Genomic DNA, 18,933 nt, shown 5'->3' on the forward strand with positions numbered 1-18,933 from the left:
GTGTCAAGTACAGTGTTCGTATGAGCAAGGACTCCCGAGACGTGCCGGCGCCCCCGTGGCGCAAGTCGCGCCGCCCGGCGCAGGTCAAGAGGCAGCAGCTCAGCCAGGAGCTGATCGTCGAGACCGGGCTGCGCATCCTCGACGCCGAGGGGTTCGACGCGCTGAGCATGAGACGGGTGGCCCAGGAGCTCGACACCGGCCCCGCCTCGCTGTACGCGCACGTGTCCGGCAAGGAGGAGCTGCTGGAGCTGATCTACGACCGGGTGCTCAGCGAGGTGCGGCTGCCGGAGCCCGACCCGGCCCGCTGGAAGGAGCAACTGCGGGAGTACGCCCTGGAGGTGCACCGCGTCTTCCGCGACCACGCCGACGTGGCCAGGGCGGCGCTGGCGAACATCCCGACGGGTGAGAGCTCGCTGCTCGCCGGCGAGTTCACGTACGGGCTGCTGATCGAGGCCGGCATGCCCCCGGTGGAAGCGTCCCTGGCGATGGACCGGCTCACGCTCTACCTCGTCGGCGACGCCTACGAGGGCTCCCTGCACTGGGCGCGGATGCGTGCGGCCGGGATGAGCGGGCCCGAGGAGTACTTCCAGGCGTTCGTCGCGCAGATCATCGCCTACTACGAGGGCCTGCCGCGCGAGCGCTTCCCGCACCTGAGCAAACACGTGAAGGACCTGACCGCCGGCGACGGCGAGGACCGCTTCACCTACGGGCTGGAGTTGCTGCTCGACGGCATCGAGGCGCGCATGCCCAAGGCGTAGACGGCAGGGCCTTAGGCCGAATTGCCTAGGCCCTGCGCCCGATGTGCTGACCTGGGCCTTCGCCATAGTTTGCCGGTATGACAACGACTGTTGAAAGTCCCGTGGGAACTCCGGCGAGCGTGGTCTCGCCGCAGTACCGCGCGCTCAGCGTCGGGCTGGTCGCGCTGGTCACGTTGCAGGCCTTCGAGGCCATGGCGGTGGCCACGGCCATGCCCGTGGTGGCGCGCGAGCTCGACGGCATGCACCTGTACAACCTGGCCTTCAGCGCCACCCTGGCGGCCAGCGTGATCGCGACGGTGCTGGGCGGCCGGTGGAGCGACGTGCGGGGGCCGCTCCAGCCCATCGGCGCCGGCGTGGTGACGTTCGTGGCGGGGCTGCTGCTGGCCGGGCTCGCGCCGACCATGGAGCTGTTCGTCGCGGGCCGGTTCGTGCAGGGGCTCGGGACCGGGTTGACGCAGGTGGCGTTGTACGTGCTGGTGGCCAGGGCCTACCCGCCCGCGATGCATCCGCGGGTGTTCGCCGCGTTCTCGGCGGCCTGGGTGGTGCCCTCCATGATCGGCCCGGCCATCGCCGGCTTCATCGCCGAGAACCTCGACTGGCGGTGGATCTTCCTCGGCGTCACGGTGATCGTCGTCCCGTCGGCGATGCTGCTCTGGCGCGGGACCGCCGGCAGGGCCGTGCACGAGGGCGTCGCCGCGCCGGCCCCGGGCCTCGGCCGCAAGCTCGTCTTCGCCACCCTGACCGCCGTCGCCGCCGCCCTCATCCAGTACGGCAGCGCGCTCCAGCTCGCCGGCCTGCCCCTGCTCGCCGCCGGCATCGTCCTGCTGGCCGTGTCGCTGCCCAAGCTGCTGCTGCCGGGCTCGATGCGGGCCGCCCGCGGCCTGCCGACCGGCCCGCTGCTGCGCGGGCTGGCGTTCGGCTCGTACACGGCGGCCGAGGTGCTCATCCCGCTCATGCTCAAGTACGAGCGCGGCCTGAGCGTCACCGCGGCCGGCATCGTGCTCACCATCGGGGCGCTCGGCTGGTCCACCGGCTCCTGGCTCAAGGGCCGCGGCATGATCGGCAACATGGCGGCCCTGCGCGGCGGCGCGTTGCTGATCGCGGCCGGCATCTCGCTGGTGACGCTCGTCCTGATCGACCCGGTGCCGCTGGTGCTCGCGCACGTGGGCATGGCCGCCGTCGGCCTCGGCATCGGCGTGCTGCACCCGACCGTGTCGGTGCTGGTGCTGGAGATGTCGAAGGAGGGCGAGGAGGGCAACAACACCGCGGCCGTGGGCGTGGGCGAGTCGGTGTTCACCGTGGTGGCCGTCGCGGTCAGCGGCGCCCTGTTCACCGCCGCCGCGCAGAACTACGCGGTCGGTCTCGCCTTCACCATCGGGCTCGCGGTTCTGGGCGCCGTGCTGGCCCCGCGTTTCGTTCACTCCCGGGCAGCGGGCACTATGGAGGGAACCGCGTCATAAGGGGGGTACATGCCGCGAGTGCGGGAGCTCGAGGTCTTCCGGCTGGTCCTGCCGTACGGCAGGAGAACGGAGACCCTGCTCGTGAAACTCACCGACCACGGGGGCATGACCGGATGGGGCGAGACGACCGCTCCTGCGGCGAAGACCTGGTCGAGGCTGGAGGAGTCGCTGGCGGCACTGCTGGTCGGGGTCGACTGGGAACATCCCGACACGGTGGCCGGCGGCGACTCCGCGGTGGACATGGCCTGCTGGGACCTGTGGACCAGGATGCGCGGGGTGCCGCTCGCCGAGGCGATCGGCGGCACCCGCACCTCGCTCATGGCCACGGTCCGGCTGGCGCCAGACCCGTCCGTCGAGAGCCTCGTGTCCCGGGTCAACCAGCAGGTCTGCGCCGGGTACGGGCACGTCACGCTGGACGTCAGGCCCGGCTGGGACGTCGAGCCCGTACGCGCGGTGCGGCAGGCGTACCCCGCGCTGACCCTGGCCGTCGACTGCGGCAACGCCTACTCCGACCTCGGCCAGCTCGTCGCGCTCGACTCCTACGGCCTGGAGGTCATCGAGCGGCCCTTCGCCACCTCCGACGTCTACGCCCACGCCTCGCTCCAGGACCAGGTGACCGCCTCGGTGGCGGTCGAGGCCGGCTCGTCCGCCGAGCTGGACGACTACCTGACGCTGCGGGCGGCGCGCGTCCTGCTGCTGCGGCCGGCCGCGTTCGCCTCGCTGTCGGAGGTCAGGCGCGCGCACGACAAGGCCGCGGCGGCGGGCTGGGACATCCAGTGCACCGGCGGTCAGGGGGCGGGCCTGGCCAGGGCGGCCACGGTGGCGGTGGCCAGCCTGCCGGGCTGCACGCTGCCGTGCGACGTCACGCAGCCGCCCCGCCAGAACCAGATCGTCACCCCGATCGTCGGCGCGAACGCGGGGGTCATCGCGGTGCCGCTGACCCAGTCGGGGCTCGGGCACGACATCGACGAGACGCGGGTGCGGCGCCTGTCCAAGGAGTCGTTTCGCGCGTGACGCCGGAGCGTGAGCCCGGCCGCGTCACAGCGTGAGCCCGGCCGCGTCAGGGCGTGTGAGCCCGGCGGCGTCAGAGGGTGAGCTGGTGATGCCAGTTGATGCCGCCGATGACGTCGGACAGCAGGTAGAGACCCTGGCCCGCCCGCATGAGCGCGTGACGGACACCCTGCGTGCCGCTGATCACCCCGGGAGGCGCCGGGGTGTCCATGGGGACGAGCGGCACGAGCACGGTGGCCAGGGCGGCGGTGGCGAGCAGTAGGTGAGCGCGGCGGCGCATGTCGGACCTCCTGGGTGACGAGTTCCGGCCCAGGAGACCACGACCCACCCGGGTCCGGCCGGGTACGCCACAGCGGCGAGGCAGGTTCTTTACGCTCCCGCGCTCGTGCGGGGCTCCCGCGTCCCTCCCGGGCTCGCGATCATTCCGGCCTCTCCCCCTCATATCGAAGTTCCGCGAAATGTCGGCCTATACTCGTACCGATGGCTCAGGATGACACCTCCGCGCACCTCGTCGAGGTCTTCAAGGCACTCGCCAACCCCGTGCGTCTCCAGGTGCTCCAGTGGCTGCGCGACCCCGAGGCGCATTTCCCGGTGGAGACCGGCATCGCCGACCCGCACGAGGTCGGCGTCTGCGTGAGCCACATCCAGGCCAAGCTCGGCCTCGCGCAGTCCACCGTCTCCGCCTACATGGCCTCGCTGGAACGCGCCGGGCTGGTGCGCTCCACCCGGGTCGGGAAGTGGACGCACTACAGGCGCGACGAGGAGCGCATCTCTCGCCTGGTCGAGGTGCTCGGCAACGCGCTCTGACCACCGGGTCACCGGCATCCGTGTCCCATCATGTACGCTCATATCGAAAATAAGCGATATGTCGATGGAGGGCACATGGGCGCGATCGAGGGCATGGACCTGGGGCGGTTCGGGGTCTGGACGTTCGACTTCGACGGCCTGCCGGCGAGCGCGATGCGCGAGTCCGTGCGGGAGCTCGAAGAGCTGGGCTGGCAGGCGATCTGGGTGCCGGAGCTGCGGGGGCGGGAGGCCCTGACGCACGCGGGGTTCCTGCTGTCCTGCACCGAGCGGATCAAGGTCGTCAACGGCATCGCGCAGATCTGGTCCCGCGAGCCCCGGTGGACGCAGAGCGCGGCGACCCTCCTGGCCGACGCCTACCCTGGCCGTCACCTGCTCGGCCTGGGCTTCGGTGGCGCCAAGCGGCCGGGCGCCAAGCCGTTGCAGGCGATGGGCGGCTACCTGGACGCCATGGACGCGGCGGCGGACGCCGTTCCCGCGCCGCGAGGGCGGATGCGGCGGCTGCTGGCGGCGTACGGGCCGAAGATGCTGGAGCTGGCCCGCGACCGGGCCGACGGCGCGCACACCTACCACGTGACGGTGCGGCACACGGCGCAGGCGCGGCAGACGCTGGGGGAGGGGCCGTTCCTCGGCGTGGAGCAGGCGGTGCTGTTCGAGAGCGACCCCGGCAGGGCGCGGGAGCTCGCCCGCGAGCACCTGCACCCCTACTTCACCACGCCGTACAACATCGCCAAGTTCCTGCGGCTGGGCTACACCGAGGCGGACATCGACGACGGTCGCGGCAGTGACCGGCTGGTGGACGACCTGGTGGTCTGGGGCGACCTCGACACGATCGCCCGCAGGCTGCACGACCACCTCGACGCGGGCGCGGACCACGTCGGGATCCAGGTTCTCGCGCGCGGCGCGTCCGCCATGCCGCACTGGCGGCGGCTCGCCGGTGCGCTGCTGTGATCTACAACGTAAAGGAGGCGGCTAGCCCTTGGCGGCCGAGCTCCCACACCCTTCGGTGAGCCCCTTCGTGGGGTCGTCACCGGTCTCCTTCGCGGGCTTCCTGGTCTTCTTCGGCGAAGGCGAGGCCGACGAGGAGGGCACGGACGAAGCGGGGGACGAGGACGACGGGCTGGCGGAGGCGGCGACGGGCGCCTTGACGCGGGTCGAGTCGCGGACCGCCTTGGCCGCGACGTCGCGGATCTTCTCCCAGTCCGGGTAGCCGGTGTTGATCAGCGGCGGCACGAACTGCACGCTCGTCACCTCGGCGTCCTTGACCTTCAGCGCCAGCGGCACGAGGTGCTCCAGCCAGGTGCGCGGGATGTCGGTCCTGATCAGCTCCTTGGTGGCCAGCGCGACCTGGTTGAACCTGGACAGCACCGTGCCGGGGTCGGCCTGGTCGAGGATGGCGCCGAGCACGCACCGCTGGCGGCGCATGCGGGTGTAGTCGTCGCTGTAGGTGCGCGAGCGGGCGTACCACATGGCGTCGGCGCCCTTGAGCTTGCGCGTGCCGGCCTTGACCAGGCCCTCGTTGTACTTGCCGAAGATGACGTCCTGCTCGACGGTGATGGTGACGCCGCCGATGGCGTCGATGAGGCGGGCGAAGCCCCACATGTTGACCAGGGCGTACCAGTCGACCTTGAGGCCGAGGGTGTAGCCGATCGTGTCCATGAGGACCTTGGGGCCCTGGTGCTGCTTGCCGCCGAAGATCTCGGGGTGGGCGTCGGCGTACTCCCAGACGCTGTTGAGCAGGTCGCTGGCGCCGCCGTTGGCGTCCTTGGGCAGGTCGAAGCCGTTGGGGAAGCGGCGGGCCATCGGGGTGCCGGGGCGGAAGCGCACGTCCTCGAGGTTGCGGGGGAGGCTGAACAGGACGGTGTTGCCGGTCTTCACGTCGATGCTGGCGAGGTTCATGCTGTCGGTGCGGACGCCGACGCGGTTGTCGTCGGCGTCGCCGCCCAGCAGCAGGATGTTGACCCGGTCGCGGCCGGCCCAGGGGTCTTCGGGCTTGGGCTCGGGGGCCGGGGCCTCGCCCTCGTTCTCGGGGGCCTGGAAGATGTTGTCGAGTGCCTGGCGGGAGGTGCTGGCCGTCTGTGCGGCGAACCCGAAGGGGACCACGACCGCGACGGCGAGCAGCCCGGCGACGGTGCCGGTGAGGATCTGCGCCGGCTGCGCCAGCCGGCCGGGCCGCAGCACCACGAACGAGTGGACGATCATGGCGAACCACGCCACCCCGAGGGCGATGGTGCCGAACATGATGGTGGCGAGCCAGGAGTCCTTGGTGATCGAGCCGGCCAGGTTGCCGATGTCGTTGGTGAGGACGAACGCGAGCAGGCCCAGCAGGAGGACGGCGTACAGGGAGATGAGGACGAGGCCTGTCCTGCGCCAGCCGGCACGCAAGTGAGCGGCCCCGGGCGCGAGTGCCGCCAGCACCAGCCACCCGAGGACCGCTCCGGCGCTCGATGGTTCCTTAGCCTGCCGCACGCCTTCCCCGTTTCCCCGCGAATTCCACCATAGGCGCAAAGTCCGCAACCTGCGGTGAACCGCATGGGTGCGGTCGCCTCAGGCTCCCATAGAGGCGGCAGCCTATGCATCAGATACGAAATATGTCTTTATCGGAGGGTGAACATCAGTAACCGAATAAGATTCGGGGCATGGCCTTCACGGAGATCGAGTACGGGGTGACCGATCGCATCGCCACCGTCACATTGAAGCGTCCCGAACGGCTCAACGCGTTCACCTTTACGATGCGCGGGGAGTTGATCGAGGCTTTCGATCTCGCCGATGCCGATGACGACGTGCGCGCGGTGGTGGTGACCGGCGCGGGCCCGGCGTTCTGCGCCGGTGCCGATCTCGGCGGCGGGGGCGGCACGTTCGGGCACCGGCAGGAGGGCGAGACGGTGGACGGGGCGCCGCGCGACGGCGGCGGTACGGTCGCGCTGCGGATCGCCCGCTCGCTCAAGCCCGTCATCGGCGCCATCAACGGGCCGGCCGTGGGGGTCGGGGTCACGATGACGCTGCCGATGGACGTGCGGCTGGCGTCGGAGACGGCGCGGTTCGGGTTCGTGTTCGCGCGGCGGGGGATCGTCACCGAGGCGGCGTCGAGCTGGTTCCTGCCCAGGATCGTGGGCATCGCCCAGGCCATGGAGTGGGCGGCGACCGGCCGGCTCTTCCCCGCGTCCGAAGCCCTCGAAGGGCGGCTGGTCTCGCGCGTCCTCCCGCAAGAGGAACTGCTGCCGGCGGCGTACGCGCTGGCCCGCGAGATCGCCGACAACACCTCGGGCGTCTCCGTGGCCGCCATCCGGCGGCTGATGTGGTCGGGCCTGTCGGCGTCCTCGCCGTGGGAGGCGCACGCGGCGGACTCCCGCCTCATGACCGAGCTGGGCGGCGCGGCCGACGCGGTGGAGGGGGTGACGGCGTTCCTGGACAAGCGGCAGGCCGACTTCCCGATGAAGGTGAGCCAGGATCTGCCGCCCGGCGTGCCGTCGTGGCCGGACGATCCCTATGGTGTCTAGCATGTACGAGATCACCGTGCTGCCCATGCCCGACGACTTCGAGGGACAGGTCGTGGCGACGCTGGTGAGCAGGAGGGCCGAGGCGGGCACCCGCCGCGCGGTGCTCTACCTGCACGGGTTCACCGACTACTTCTTCCAGGACCACCTGGCCGAGCACTACGTGCAGCGCGGCGTCGACTTCTACGCGCTCGACCTGCGCAAGTACGGCCGATCGCTGCTGCCGCACCAGACCAGGGGGCTGATCAGGAGCGTCACCGACTACTTCCCGGAGATCGACGAGGCCGTGCGGATCATCCGCCGCGACCACGACGAGGTGACGATCAACGCCCATTCCACGGGCGGCCTGATCGCTCCGTTGTGGGCCGACCGGGTGCGCGGCCGGGGCCTGGTGCAGGGGCTCGTGCTCAACAGCCCGTTCTTCGACCTCAACGTGCCCGCCCCGCTGCGGCTGGCGGCCGACCTGCTCAGGACGCCGCTGTCGTACAGCCGGCGGGTGCTGCCGCTGGGCTCCAGCACCGTCTACGGGCAGACGCTGCACCGCAACGAGCAGGGCGAGTGGGACTACGACCTGGAGCTCAAGCCGCTGGGCGGCTTCTCCGTGCACGCCATGTGGCTGGCCGCGATCCGGCGGGCGCAGCGGCGGCTGCACCAGGGCCTGTCGGTGGACGTGCCGGTGCTGGTGCTGGCCTCCTCGACCGGGCTGCGGGTGCGCGACTTCGTGCCCGAGGCCCGCTCGGCCGACATCGTGCTCGACCCGCGGCACATCGCCCGCTGGTCCACCGCGCTGGGGCCGCACGTGACGTGCGTGCGGATCCCGGACGGGCTGCACGACCTGGTGCTGTCGGCCGAGCCCGCACGCAAGCAGGTCTTCGCCGAGCTGGACCGCTGGATGAACGCCTATCTAGGGCAGGGTCACCAGGATGCCCAGGGTCACCATGGTCACCAGCGTCACCAGGGTCACCAGGGGAACGAGAACAGGCCGTAGTAGGCTGCGGCCACCAGCAGCAGGCCGGTGCCGCCGAGGACGCCCCCGACGGCCACGTGCTGCCACCGGCTCGGCTGCAGCCCTTCGCGCAGCGCCGAGACGTACGCCGCCACCGCCGTGACCTCCTGGATCAGCATCAGCACGGCCAGCAGTCGCACGACCAGCCAGCCGGCCAGCACGGCGGGCCACGCGCCCGCCTGGTTGACCGAGAACAGCACCAGCAGCGTGATGAACGCCACCACCGAGGCCAGCAGGCCCAGCCCGGTCCAGGCCATCCGGCTGAGCCTGCGCCTGATCGGCGGCCACAGCCTGGCGTTGGTCTCGACGGGTGTCTGGCCGCGGTGGCGCAGGCGTACGACCACGGCGGCGACCGGGCCGGCCACGTAGCCGACGGCGGCCAGGCAGATGGTCAGGCCGAGCATCGTGCCGCCGGCGTACCAGGGGGCCGCGGGCACGTCGCTGGCCTCGAACCGCTGGACGGGGGTGGCGCCGGCCATGTGCACGGCGGGCCTGGACGTGCCGGGCAGGCCCTTGATCCAGTTGGCCAGGGTCTCGAGGTATCCCTTGGTGAAGGGGCCGCCCTTGACGCGCATGGCGTGGTCGCCGTCGGCCATGAAGCGGATGGTGTAGTCGTCGTTGCCCGCCTTGCGCATCGCCGTGATGAGCGCCTTGGTGGACTCGACGAAGGGGATCGAGGGGTCGGTGGTGCCGTAGAAGGCCAGGATCGGCTGCTTGACCTGGCTTAACGCGGGCATCGCGTCGTAGCGCAGGAAGTCGAACCCGACGCCGCCCATCGCCCTGGTCAGCAGGTCGCGGGCGCCGATGGGGGCGCGCAGCCGCAGGAGTTGCTCGTTGAGCGCCCAGGCGACCTGACGCAGCGGGGAGACGTTCGGCGACGACACCAGCACCATGAACCCGACCGACGAGCTCTTGGCCGCCGCGATCGGCGCCACCCAGCCGCCTTCCGAGACAGCCCAGATGCCGACGCGTGCCGGGTCCACCTCGGGCCGGGTGCGCAGGTACTCCACCATCCGCAGCGCGTCGTCGGCGAGCAGGCCGAAGTCGCGGTCGCGGAAGTTGTAGCCGATCGTGCGCTTGTCGAACGCGATCGTCGCCACGCCCGCCCTGGCCAGGAACTCCGCCTGCGGCGTGAACTCCGTGCGCGAGCCGTTGCCCGAGCCCGACACGAACACCATCGCCGGGTGGCGCCCAGGGGTGAGCGGCACCCGGAGCGTGCCCTCCAGCCGCTGGGCCTCGGCCGGGATCGAGATCTCCTCGCTGCGGACGGGATCGGCGGCCACCACAGGCTTCAGCTCGCCGGCGGGCTGCGCCGGGATCGCCTGGAAGGCTGGATCGACCTTGAGCGGCGGTGGGTCGAACGCGGGTGGCAGTACGTATCCGACCGAAGCGAGAGCCACCAGCACCAGACCGGCGGCGACGCTCAAGGTGCCACGGCCAGTGCGCATTGGCCTCCCCATGTGCGTTGTTTTGCCCGCTGATCTTCCAGCCTACTCCCAGCGTGTGGGACTGGAGGTACCTCATTTGTCGGTGAGACCTGTTAGCTTCCTGCGACATGCGGATCCTGCACACCTCCGACTGGCACCTCGGGCGCTCCTTCCACCGGGAGAGCCTGCTCGCGGGGCAGGCGGCGTTCATCGATCACCTGGTGGAGACGGTGCGGGCCGAGCGGGTCGACGTGGTGGCGGTGGCCGGCGACGTCTACGACAGGGCGCTGCCGCCGGTCGACGCGGTGGCGCTGCTCGACGAGGCGCTCGGGCGGCTGCGCGGGGCCGGGGCGCGGGTGGTTCTGATCAGCGGCAACCACGACTCGGCGCTGCGGCTGCGGTTCGGCTCGGCGCTGTTCGAGGCGGCGGGGGTGCACGTGCGCACCTCGCCCGGCCAGTCGTGGGAGCCGGTGCTGGTCGACGGCGTCGCCTTCTACGGCATCCCCTACCTGGAGCCCGAGCTGGTGCGCGCCGAGTGGGAGCTGCCCGACCGCAGCCACACGGCGGCGATCTCGCATGCGATGACGCGCATCAGGGCCGATGCCGCACGCCACCGGGCGTCGGTGGTGCTGTCCCACTGCTTCGTGACGGGCGGGCAGGCCAGCGACAGCGAGCGCGACATCAGCGTCGGCGGGGTGGCGCACGTGCCGCTGCGGGCGTTCGACGGGGTCGACTACGTGGCGCTCGGCCACCTGCACGGGCGGCAGCGCATGTCGGAGACCGTGCGCTACTCCGGCTCGCCGCTGGCGTACTCCTTCTCCGAGGTGGGGCAGCTCAAGGGGTCGTGGCTGGTGACGCTGGGGGAGGGGGCGGAGTTCGTCCCCGCTCCGGTGCCGCGCCCGGTCGGCCGGCTGCGCGGGGAGCTGGAGGAGCTGCTGACGCTGCCCGCGTACGCGGCCTACGAGGATCACTGGCTGCAGGTCGTGCTCACCGACGCCGTCCGCCCGAAATCCGCCATGGACCGGCTCCGCGCCCGCTTCCCGCACACCCTCGCCCTCTCCTTCGACCCGGTGGGCGCCGCACCCGCCGCGCAGCCCGTACGCCTCAGCGGGCGGCCGGAGGCGGAGGTGGCGCTCGACTTCGTTCGGGAGGTGCGCGGCGAGCCTGCCGCACCCGAGGAGGAAGACCTGCTAAGACAGGCCATCGAGGCGTCCAGGGTGAAGGAGACGATGGCGTAGATGCGGCCGCACAGGCTCACGCTCACGGCGTTCGGGTCCTTCCCGGGCACCGAGACGGTCGACTTCGACGCCCTGTCGGCGGCCGGGCTCTTCCTCGTCCACGGGCCCACCGGGGCGGGCAAGACCACGATCCTCGACGCGCTGTGCTTCGCCCTCTACGGCCAGGTGCCCGGGCAGCGCAACAGCGCCCGCAGCCTGCGCTGCGACCACGCCCCGCCGTCGGTGGGGCCGTCGGTCACGCTGGAGGTGACCATCCGGGGGCGCTTACTGCGCATCCAGCGCTCCCCGGCCTGGCTGCGGCCCAAGCTGCGGGGGTCCGGGGTCACCGAGGAGAAGTCCAAGGTCGTGCTGTCGGAGTGGCAGGGGGGCGACTGGCACGGGCTGACGACGCGGCTGGACGAGGCCGGGGACCTGGTGGGCGGGCTGCTCGGGATGAACGCCGACCAGTTCTGCCAGGTGGCGATGTTGCCGCAGGGGGATTTCGCGCGGTTCCTGCGGGCTGATGGGGATGAGCGGTCGAAGCTGCTGGAGCGGCTGTTCACCGTCAAGATCTTCACTTCGGCCGAGTCGTGGCTGGCCGAGCACCGCAAGCTTGCCTGGCGGGAGGCGCAGGAGCTGCGGCAGGAGGTGGACTTCGCCATCAAGCGGGTGGAGGAGGCCGCGGGCGACGACCTGCCCGCCGCACTGACCGCCTCCGCCACGCCCATCTCCACCGCGCCTGCGTCGGCCGCGTCTGGGTCCGCCGCGCCTGCGTCGGCCGTGCCTGCGTCGGCCGCGTCTGGGGCTGCCGTACCCGCCTCCTCCGCGCCCGCCTCCTCCGCGCCCGCCTCCTCCGCGCCCGCCTCCTCCGCGCCCGGGTCTGCCGAGCCTGCGTCCGATGCGCCTGTGCCTGCTACGTTGGCCGCGCCGGGGGATGATCCCGCGGCGCCGCCGGCCCTGTTCGACCTGCCCGCTGCGGCGCGGCCGAGCCCGTCCGGGGCCGGCGCGGTGAGCGGCGGAGCGCCGCAGGACGGCGGTGGCGCGGGCGATGAGGTGCCGTCGCCGGAGACCGACCCGGTGCGGTGGGCGGGCGCCCTGCTGGAGGCCGCGCGGGCCGTCGTGCTGCGTGCCGACGAGGAGCACGCGGCGGCCGGTCAGGCGCTGCGGGCGGCGCGGACGCGTTTCGAACGGGCCGCCGCGCTCGCCGACCGCCAGCGCCGCCACGCCGAGGCGCTCACCCTGCGCCGCACCCTCGACGAGCGCGCCGACGAGCGCGCCGACCTGCAGGCGATCCTCGACGACGCCGCCAGGGCGGACCGCGTGCTCCCGCTCATCACGGCCGCCCGCCAGCGCGCGGAGGCCGCCACCAAGGCCCGCACGCTGGCCGCCGACGCCCTCGCCCGCGCCCGCCCCCTCCTCTCCGCCACCGGCCTCGCTGGCGACCAGGGCGGCCCGGCCCGTGACCAGGGCTCCGCCACCGGCCTGGCCGGGGGTCAGGACTTCACGGCGTCATCCGGTCATGCCCCGGATCAGGACCTCGCGGCGCCGTCCGCTCACAGCCCAGGCGGTACGGACGAGCGGGACACGGGCCGGTCCTCGGCGTACCGGAGCGCGGAGCCGTCCGTGGCTGAGCTGGCCGGCTTGGAGCGGCGGCGGCAGGACGAGATCGCGCGCCTGTCCGAGCTGCTCACCGAGGAGGCCAGGCTGTCGGTGGTGCGGCGCGACCTGCTGCGCGTCGAGCAGGAGCTGGCCGAGCTGGTACGCGCCGACGAGGCCGTGGCCACGCGGCTGGCCGTGCTGCCCGGGCTGATCGAGCAGGCCGAGGCCAGGCTGGCCGAGGCGCGGGTGGACGCCGCCAGGATCCCGGCCGCGCGGGCCGTACGCGATGCCGCCGCCCACCTGATCGAGATCGACGGCGAGCTGGCCAGGTTGGCGGTGGAACTGGACGCGCTGGCACAGCGCGAGGCCGAGGTGGCCGCCGCCGACGCCGAGCTGCCCGGACGGCTCGCCGACGCGGGCGCCGCCCTGACCGAGGTACGCGCGCAGGCGGCGGCCATCCCCGCCGCGACCGCGAGCCTCGACGCCGCCAGGGCCGCGCTGGAGGCCACCCACCGGCGGGAGGCGCTGGCGGCGGAGCTGGAGGCGGCCGTGGCCGCGCACCAGGTGCTGGTGGACCAGGCGCAGGCGGCGCGGGAGCGCTGGCTCGACCTGCGGCAGGCCCGCATCGACGGAATGGCGGCCGAGCTGGCGCGCGACCTGGCCGAGGGGCGGCCGTGCGCGGTCTGCGGCTCCGAGCACCACCCTCATCCGGCCTCGCCGGCCGCGAGTGCTCCTTCGGCCGACGACGAGCAGGAGGCCGAGAGCGCCCACGAAGCCGCCCTGGCCGAGCGCGAGGCCGCCGAGCGGGCGCTCGCGTCGCTGGAGTCACGGCACGCCGACGCGGTCGAGGCCACCGGGGGGCTGGACGTGGTGGCGGCAGAGGACCGGGTGGAGCTGGCCGAGCAGGAGGTCTCCCGCCTCCAGGCGGTGGCCGACCGCGAGCCTGCCCTGGCCGCCGCGCTCGAACGCGTCGAGATCGAGCGCGAACGGGTTCGCGACCAGTCCAGGGAGCTCGCCGAGGCCCTCGCCGCCCACCGCGCCCACCACCGCCACCTGGAGTCCGAACGCGGCCGCGTCCGCACCCAGCTCGCCCAAGCCGTCACCTCCGGCGCGGTGGCAGCCGCGGGCGGAGGTGACATCGCAGACGCCGCTGAGGCGCAGGGCAGTTCTGGCACGGACGCCGCTGTGGCGCACGGCGGTGCCGGGGTGGAGGCCGGAGTGGAGGCCGGGGTGGAGGCCGGGGAGGTGGACGGTGAGCGGGTGCTGGCCGAGGCCGAGCGGGAGTTGCGGAGGCTGGAGGCGTCGGCGGGCCGGGAGCGGGTGCTGGCCGAGGAGGCGGCCGGGCTCCGGCGCGAGAGGCAGGAGCTGGAGGAGCGGGGCCGCCAGGTCGCCGCGAGGCTGGCTGCCGGGCGTACCAGGCACGAGGAGCTGAGCGGCGACGCCGGGCGGCTGAGCGCGAGGCTGGACGCGGCACGCGGCGACGACGCCACCCTGACCGCCCGGCTGTCGAGGCTGCACGACGAGGCGGAGCTGCTGCGCGAGGCGCTGGAGGCCACGCAGGCGGCGGTGGCGGCCCGGGAGGAGCTGGAGCGGGCCAGGCAGGCGGCCGAGGAGGCGGCGGAGGAGGCCGGGTTCGGGGACGTGCGGGAGGCGGAGGCCGCGTACCGGAGCCTGGCCGAGCGGGAGAGCAAGGCGGAGCTGCTGCGCAGGCTGGACGACCAGCACGCCGCCGTGACCGGCGTGCTGGCCGACCCCGAGCTGGTGGCCGCCGCGGCGGAGCCGGCGCCGGACCTGGCGGCGATCGGGGCCGAGCGGGACGGGCTGGAGCAGGCGTACACGAGGCTGGCCAGCGCCCGCGACCGGGCCGAGGCGCGGGCGCGGCGGCTGGAGGAGCTGTGCGGCGAGCTGTCCGGCCGGATCGAACGCTGGCGTCCCGCGGCCGACAGGCACCGGCTGGCCGAGCGGATGGCGGCGCTGGCCAGCGGCACCTCGGGCGACAACCAGTGGAGCATGAGCCTGTCGTCGTTCGTGCTGGGCGAGCGGCTGCGGCAGGTGGTGGCGGCGGCGAACGAGCGGCTGGACCACATGTCGGGCGGCCGTTACCTGCTGCGGCACGACCTGCGCAAGACGGCGGGCTCGCGGGCCCGTGCGGGCGGCGGGCTCGGGCTGCGGGTGGCCGACGGGTGGACCGGCGTCGACCGGGATCCGGCCACGCTGTCCGGCGGTGAGAGCTTCATCACCTCGCTGGCCCTGGCGCTCGGCCTGGCCGACGTCGTCACGGCGGAGGCGGGCGGCGCGGAGCTGGGCACGCTGTTCGTGGACGAGGGGTTCGGCACGCTCGACGAGGACACACTGGACGGCGTGCTCGACATCCTCGACGGGCTGCGCGACGGCGGCCGGGCCGTGGGCATCGTCAGCCACGTGGCCGAGCTGCGCTCCAGGATCACGGCGCAGCTCAAGGTGAACAAGACGCGTACGGGCTCCACGCTCAAGGCCGTGGGAGTCTGACAGCACCACCCCGGATCTACCCCTGAGGAGTCATCGATGCGTGTCGTCGTCACCGGAGCCCATGGCAAGGTCGGCAGGGCGGCCGTCAGCGCGCTGGTCGCGGCGGGTCACGAGGTGACCGCCACCGATCTGACGCGACCGGTCTGGGAGCGGCGCGAGCCGGACGAGCCGCGTTACGTGCAGGCCGACCTGACGGACGCGGGGCAGGCGTTCGCTGTCGTACGCGGGTCCGAGGCGGTGGTGCACGCGGCGGCCATCCCCGACCCGACGGCCAACGCGCCGCAGGTGGTGTTCCAGAACAACCTGATGGCGACGTTCAACGTGCTCGAGGCGGCGGTGCGGTTCGGGGTGCCGCGGTTCGTGAACATCTCCAGCGAGACCGTCCCCGGGTTCTTCTTCGCCGAACGGCCGTTCCTGCCGGATTACGCGCCGGTGGACGAGGAGCACCCGATCCGGCCGCAGGATCCGTACGCGCTGGCCAAGCACTTCGGCGAGCAGCTCATGGACGCGGCGGTGCGCCGCTCGGACATCCGCTGCATCTCGCTGCGCCCGAGCTGGGTGCAGCACGAGGGCAACTACGAGCGCAACCTCGGCCCGCAGGTCCGCGACAGCTCCCAGGCCGGGGCGGGGTTGTGGAGCTACATCGACGTGTACGACCTGGCGGACGCGATCGTGCTGGCCACCGAGTCGGACCTGCCCGGGCACGAGGTGTTCTACATCGCCTCGCCGGACAACGCGGGCGGGCACGACTTCGCCGCCATGCTGCGCCGCTACTTCGGTGACCGCATCGAGCTGCGGCCGCTGGCCCGCCCTGACGCCTCGGGCATCTCCTGCGCCAAGGCGCACCGGCTGCTGGGCTGGACGCCGAAGCGGTCGTGGCGGGACTACCTGGACGAGGACGGCCGCACCCGTCAGGGGTGATAGCGGAGCCAGACGAGGCCGTCGGGCAGGCTCTGCGCGGTGATGAGGGTGAGCGGCGCGGCGGCGGGGCGGTCGCCGTACCAGAAGCGGGTGGCGCGCTCGCCGGCCAGGCACGGGTGGACGAGCAGGCTGACCTCGTCCACCAGCCCGGCCGCGAGCAGCGCGCCGATGAGCCGGCCGCCGCTGTCGACCCGCACGACGCCGACCCCGTCGTCGCGGCCCAGCGTGCGCAGGGCGTCGGCGAGGTCGACCCGGTCGGCGCCCGTGACCAGCTCGCGCACCGGCAGGCCGGCCGGGCGCGGGGGAGTGTCGCGGCAGCGCAGGGCCACGACGTCGCGCCAGTGGCCGGCGGCGCGCAGCGCCTCCCACTGGCTGACCCGGCCGCGGCCGTCCACGACGGCCAGCAGCGGCCCGTCGGGCGCGGGGCCGGGGTGCTCGGCGCCGGCCAGCGCCTGCTCCTGGGCGAGGATGGTGTCGGCCCCTGCCAGGGTGAGGTCTTCCTCCCAGGTCTGGGCGAGCTGGTAGAACCGGGTGACGTCCGGCTGGAATCCCGTGGTAGCTCCGTCGGCGGACACCGCGACGTGGGCCACCACGTAAGGACGTTGCGTACCTGAAGGCATGGCCTCACCGTACGTGGTGCGGCGGGCGGGTGCCGAGCGGTCGGGGGAGCCCGGCCCGTACGCACGAGGCTGTCAGTCGAGGGCGGCGATCAGGTCGGGCAGCGTGGCGGGGTCGTGGAAGAGCGTCGCGCCCAGGCCGGTCAGCCGGGAGGGGGGCGTGAGGCCGCCGGCGAAGGCGAAGCAGCGCATGCCGGCGCGCATCGCCGCCGTCACGCCGAACGGGCTGTCCTCCACCACCACGCAGCGCTCGGGCTCGGCGCCCATCGTGGCCGCGGCGTGCAGGAACAGGTCGGGCTCCGGTTTGCCCCTGGCGACGTCCTCGGCGCTGAACACCCGCCCGTCGAACCTGCCGGCCAGCCCGGTCAGCTCCAGGCTGCGGCGGATGGTCGGGTGCCGGCCGTTGGAGGCCACGCAGTAGGGGATGGACAGCCGGTCGAGCGCCGCCTCGATGCCGTCGATCGCGCACAGCTCGGCGGCGATCGCGTCGGCGTAGTCGGCGTTGACCTGCTCGCGCCAGCCCGGCGGGGTCTGGCCGACCTGCTCGGCCCAGTACTCGTTGGTGCAGCCGACGAACCGCTCGGCGTACTCGGTCTCGTCGATGTCCCAGCCGAGCCGCCGCAGCGCGGCGGTGCCCACGCGTACGGAGATCGGCTCGCTGTCCACGAGCACCCCGTCACAGTCGAAGATCACCAGATCGACGGCCAAACCCGTGCCCCTCCCCGTGGGTGATACGTGACATTGCGCAGGTGGTAGCGTCTGCGTATCGCTTCACAAGACGTTAGTCCGCATAGTGAGACAAATTCATGACGACTTCCCCCCAGACCGCGGCGCCCAGCCGGTCCCGGATCGCGGCGGCCAGCCTCATCGGCACCGCGATCGAATTCTATGATTTCTACATTTACGGCACCGCCGCGGCCCTGGTGCTCAACACCGCGTTCTTCCCCGAGATGGACTCGGTGGCGGGCACGCTCGCCTCGTTCTCGACGTTCGCCGTGGCGTTCATCTCCCGGCCGCTCGGCTCGGCCGTGTTCGGGCACTGGGGCGACCGCGTCGGCCGCAAGTCCATGCTGGTCGTCTCGCTGCTGGTGATGGGCCTGTCGACAGTGCTGATCGGCCTGCTGCCCGGCTACGCCTCGATCGGCGTGATCGCGCCCGTGCTGCTCGTGCTGCTGCGCTTCACGCAGGGTATCGGCCTCGGCGGCGAGTGGGGCGGCGCGGCGCTGCTGGCCACCGAGCACGCGCCGCCCGGCAAGCGCGGCCTGTACGCGATGTTCCCGCAGCTCGGCCCGTCGGCCGGGTTCATCGTGGCCAACGGGCTGTTCCTGATCCTCGGCGCCGTGCTGAGCGACGGGCAGTTCGAGAGCTGGGGCTGGCGGCTGCCGTTCGTGGCGAGCCTGCTGCTGGTCGTCGTCGGCCTGTACGTGCGGCTGAAGATCTCCGAGACCCCCGTCTTCCAGGCGGCCATGGACCAGCGCCGGATCGCCAAGGTGCCGTTCGCCGGGCTCATGCGGCACCAGTGGCGGCGCGTGCTGCTCGGCGCCGGCGCCATGACCGTCGCCTACACGCTCTTCTACACCGCCACCACCTACTGCCTGGCCTACGGCACCGACACCCTGCGGATCCCGCGGACCACGATGCTCGCGCTGACCATGGTCGGCGTGGTGTTCATGGCGGCGGGCACGGTGGTCTCGGCCCTGGTGTCCGACCGGCTGGGCCGCCGCCGGACGCTGATCTGGGGCACGGCCGCGGCGATCGCGTGGGGGCTGGTGATGTTCCCGCTGATGGAGACCGGCTCGATCTTCCTGGTCGGGCTGGCGCTGGCCGGGGCGCTCGCGCTGATGGGGCTCGTCTTCGGGCCGATGGGGGCGTACCTGCCGGAGCTGTTCAAGACCGAGTACCGCTACAGCGGCGCGTCCGTCGCCTACAGCCTCGGCGGCGTGCTCGGCGGCGCGGTGCCGCCGCTGGTGGCCACCAGCATGCAGGCGGGCGGGCTGGGCGTCATGGCGATCGGCGGGTACGTCTCCGCGATGGCCCTGCTGAGCCTGCTCTGCCTGCTGGCCCTGCCGGAGACCGGCGACCGGTCGCTCTGAGACTTCGCCGCCGGA

At 72.8% G+C, this 18,933-nt stretch carries 16 protein-coding genes; 11 read left to right on the top strand and 5 right to left on the bottom strand.

The window, feature by feature from the left end; genetic code table 11:
• Positions 1 to 20 precede the first annotated feature (20 nt).
• From AB0I79_RS09095 to AB0I79_RS09105, 3 genes are all read left to right on the top strand, one after another.
• A complete protein-coding gene (locus tag AB0I79_RS09095) occupies positions 21 to 758 on the top strand; it encodes a TetR/AcrR family transcriptional regulator (protein ID WP_357869120.1) in 738 nt (245 codons plus the stop codon).
• Between the two features lie 77 nt (positions 759 to 835).
• Positions 836 to 2,218 (top strand): MFS transporter, encoded by a 1,383-nt coding sequence (locus AB0I79_RS09100; RefSeq protein ID WP_357869123.1) that lies wholly within the window; start codon positions 836 to 838, stop codon positions 2,216 to 2,218.
• A gap of 9 nt (positions 2,219 to 2,227) precedes the next feature.
• The gene (locus tag AB0I79_RS09105; RefSeq protein ID WP_357869125.1) at positions 2,228 to 3,232 is read left to right on the top strand and encodes an enolase C-terminal domain-like protein; all 1,005 of its coding nucleotides are present in this window, start codon (positions 2,228 to 2,230) and stop codon (positions 3,230 to 3,232) included.
• 70 nt (positions 3,233 to 3,302) lie between these two features.
• Here AB0I79_RS09105 and AB0I79_RS09110 read toward each other — a convergent pair whose 3' ends face one another.
• The gene (locus AB0I79_RS09110) at positions 3,303 to 3,509 is read right to left on the bottom strand and encodes a hypothetical protein (RefSeq protein ID WP_357869128.1); all 207 of its coding nucleotides are present in this window, start codon (positions 3,507 to 3,509) and stop codon (positions 3,303 to 3,305) included.
• A 200-nt stretch (positions 3,510 to 3,709) separates the two neighbouring features.
• Here AB0I79_RS09110 and AB0I79_RS09115 point away from each other — a divergent pair, with 200 nt between their 5' ends.
• Both AB0I79_RS09115 and AB0I79_RS09120 read left to right on the top strand, forming a co-directional pair.
• The gene (locus AB0I79_RS09115; RefSeq protein ID WP_357869131.1) at positions 3,710 to 4,036 is read left to right on the top strand and encodes a metalloregulator ArsR/SmtB family transcription factor; all 327 of its coding nucleotides are present in this window, start codon (positions 3,710 to 3,712) and stop codon (positions 4,034 to 4,036) included.
• Between the two features lie 75 nt (positions 4,037 to 4,111).
• A complete protein-coding gene (locus AB0I79_RS09120; protein WP_357869134.1) occupies positions 4,112 to 4,984 on the top strand; it encodes a TIGR03620 family F420-dependent LLM class oxidoreductase in 873 nt (290 codons plus the stop codon).
• 21 nt (positions 4,985 to 5,005) lie between these two features.
• Here AB0I79_RS09120 and AB0I79_RS09125 read toward each other — a convergent pair whose 3' ends face one another.
• Entirely contained in the window at positions 5,006 to 6,502 is a 1,497-nt protein-coding gene (locus tag AB0I79_RS09125; protein ID WP_357869136.1) for an LCP family protein, read from the bottom strand.
• A 170-nt stretch (positions 6,503 to 6,672) separates the two neighbouring features.
• Between AB0I79_RS09125 and AB0I79_RS09130 the strand changes: the two genes are divergently transcribed.
• The gene (locus AB0I79_RS09130; protein ID WP_357869139.1) at positions 6,673 to 7,533 is read left to right on the top strand and encodes an enoyl-CoA hydratase-related protein; all 861 of its coding nucleotides are present in this window, start codon (positions 6,673 to 6,675) and stop codon (positions 7,531 to 7,533) included.
• A 1-nt stretch (position 7,534) separates the two neighbouring features.
• Positions 7,535 to 8,518: an alpha/beta hydrolase gene (locus AB0I79_RS09135; RefSeq protein ID WP_357869141.1), complete on the top strand. Its 984-nt coding sequence runs from the start codon at positions 7,535 to 7,537 to the stop codon at positions 8,516 to 8,518.
• On the opposite strand, the gene AB0I79_RS09140 is transcribed toward AB0I79_RS09135, so the two are convergent.
• Complete coding sequence (locus AB0I79_RS09140) at positions 8,491 to 9,984, bottom strand: prolyl oligopeptidase family serine peptidase (protein WP_357869144.1); 1,494 nt, start codon at positions 9,982 to 9,984, stop codon at positions 8,491 to 8,493. The genes AB0I79_RS09135 and AB0I79_RS09140 overlap by 28 nt on opposite strands.
• A gap of 107 nt (positions 9,985 to 10,091) precedes the next feature.
• On the opposite strand from AB0I79_RS09140, the gene AB0I79_RS09145 reads away from it, so the two are divergent.
• The 3 genes from AB0I79_RS09145 to AB0I79_RS09155 are packed head-to-tail and all read left to right on the top strand — an operon-like array spanning position 10,092 to position 16,208.
• The gene (locus AB0I79_RS09145) at positions 10,092 to 11,201 is read left to right on the top strand and encodes an exonuclease SbcCD subunit D (RefSeq protein ID WP_357869147.1); all 1,110 of its coding nucleotides are present in this window, start codon (positions 10,092 to 10,094) and stop codon (positions 11,199 to 11,201) included.
• Positions 11,202 to 15,287 carry an AAA family ATPase gene (locus AB0I79_RS09150; RefSeq protein ID WP_357869150.1) on the top strand — a complete coding sequence of 1,362 codons (4,086 nt, stop codon included), beginning with the start codon at positions 11,202 to 11,204 and terminating at the stop codon, positions 15,285 to 15,287.
• 36 nt (positions 15,288 to 15,323) lie between these two features.
• Positions 15,324 to 16,208 carry an NAD(P)-dependent oxidoreductase gene (locus AB0I79_RS09155; protein ID WP_357869153.1) on the top strand — a complete coding sequence of 295 codons (885 nt, stop codon included), beginning with the start codon at positions 15,324 to 15,326 and terminating at the stop codon, positions 16,206 to 16,208.
• Here AB0I79_RS09155 and AB0I79_RS09160 read toward each other — a convergent pair.
• Together AB0I79_RS09160 and AB0I79_RS09165 are read right to left on the bottom strand one after the other, a co-directional pair.
• Positions 16,199 to 16,828, bottom strand: coding sequence for a dihydrofolate reductase family protein (locus AB0I79_RS09160; RefSeq protein WP_357869156.1), 630 nt, complete (start codon positions 16,826 to 16,828; stop codon positions 16,199 to 16,201). The two genes, AB0I79_RS09155 and AB0I79_RS09160, sit on opposite strands and share 10 nt — an antisense overlap.
• A 72-nt stretch (positions 16,829 to 16,900) precedes the next feature.
• A complete protein-coding gene (locus AB0I79_RS09165; protein ID WP_357869159.1) occupies positions 16,901 to 17,533 on the bottom strand; it encodes an HAD family hydrolase in 633 nt (210 codons plus the stop codon).
• Positions 17,534 to 17,631: 98 nt separating this feature from the next.
• On the opposite strand from AB0I79_RS09165, the gene AB0I79_RS09170 reads away from it, so the two are divergent.
• Entirely contained in the window at positions 17,632 to 18,918 is a 1,287-nt protein-coding gene (locus AB0I79_RS09170) for an MFS transporter (RefSeq protein WP_357869162.1), read from the top strand.
• Positions 18,919 to 18,933: the final 15 nt, after the last annotated feature.

Source organism: Nonomuraea sp. NPDC050202 (genome assembly GCF_040656115.1).
Lineage (GTDB): Bacteria > Actinomycetota > Actinomycetes > Streptosporangiales > Streptosporangiaceae > Nonomuraea.